The sequence below is a fragment of the Streptomyces zingiberis genome (genome assembly GCF_012034935.1).
In the GTDB taxonomy this organism is placed as follows: domain Bacteria; phylum Actinomycetota; class Actinomycetes; order Streptomycetales; family Streptomycetaceae; genus Streptomyces; species Streptomyces zingiberis.
On record NZ_JAATEN010000055.1, the window covers coordinates 1 to 1,071 of the forward strand.

The 1,071-nt window shown below is 60.6% G+C and carries 2 protein-coding genes and 1 pseudogene; 2 read left to right on the plus strand and 1 reads right to left on the minus strand.

The window, feature by feature from the left end:
* A pseudogene (locus tag HCK00_RS26640) lies at positions 1-110 on the minus strand (ATP-binding protein); the annotation flags it as partial.
* Between the two features lie 110 nt (positions 111-220).
* On the opposite strand from HCK00_RS26640, the gene HCK00_RS26645 reads away from it, so the two are divergent.
* Both HCK00_RS26645 and HCK00_RS26650 read left to right on the plus strand, forming a co-directional pair.
* Positions 221-721: a hypothetical protein gene (locus tag HCK00_RS26645; RefSeq protein ID WP_168104606.1), complete on the plus strand. Its 501-nt coding sequence runs from the start codon at positions 221-223 to the stop codon at positions 719-721.
* Positions 718-1,044, plus strand: a complete 327-nt coding sequence (locus tag HCK00_RS26650) for a hypothetical protein (RefSeq protein WP_168104607.1) — start codon at positions 718-720, stop codon at positions 1,042-1,044. The genes HCK00_RS26645 and HCK00_RS26650 overlap by 4 nt, the downstream gene beginning before the upstream one ends.
* The last annotated feature ends 27 nt before the right edge of the window (positions 1,045-1,071 follow it).

Consider the following 1,071-nt stretch of genomic DNA (forward strand, 5'->3'; position numbering starts at 1 on the left):
TGCTCCTTGAGGGAGATCACTTCGGCGTGGTGGACGAGGCGGTCGATCATGGCGGCGGCGACGGTGTCGTCGCCGAAAACCTCGCCCCAGCGGCCGAAGGGCTTGCGCGACACTGAAGGGTCATTTTGAGCCCCGTCAGCCATCACCATTCCGCGCGGTGAGTGATCCCTCTAAGCTCCCGAAAGCACATCCGACACTCGGATGGCCATAGGAGGACTCGATGCACCTGTCACGCATGCGCCGCGCACTCGTACTGGGCACAGCAAGCTTTGTCGGCGTCACGGTCGCCATGTCTGTGAGCACGGACCCCGCACAGGCGGCAGGCGAGAACTGGACGGTTTACTCAACACACTTCTCGCCCAACGGACACGACATCCCGCTCCGCTACGGGCGACACGACAACGCGTCCGGCCACACGACAGGCTTCGGAAAGTACCACATTGACGACCGTGGGCACCGCATCAACGTCAGCTGGAGCACCTTCAAGAAGGACATCGACGAAACACTGGACAGCCCGACGGCCAAGTGCACCAAGTCGAACAACACGTGGACATGCAGCTCGAACAAGATAAGCGGCGTGAACTCGCAATGGGGAAATATGAAAGTGTCCTATACTCATAGCGACTCCGGCACTCCGGACGGTCGAGCCCGTGGCATCATCACGGCGTTCTATCTGAACGACTGCGGATGCCTTTCTGCGCGGGAGGAAGCTTCAGAGTGAGCCTACGGGACCAGTACGCCGAACACCTCAGCAACTTCGATGCCGCCGCCAAGGAAGGCATCAACAACGTCCTCGCCGAGGGAAACTACGGATATCTGCGCAGGCTCGATCTCAACGAAGTCGATGAAGGCGTCTTCGCCGAGATCGAAATCGCATTGACTGGCGAAGTTGTAGACCGCTGGGGATCCGATGTGTACAGCCGCCGCTTCCTGATCGTTAGGCCAGAGGACGGCCCTATGGACCCAGCAGACTTCGCGGCTGCTCTCGTCCACACGAGCGTGATGGAAGACCTCGACACGGCCGGTCGAGGCCCAGCGACATAGACGCCGACACGCACAAGGGAGTGAGCC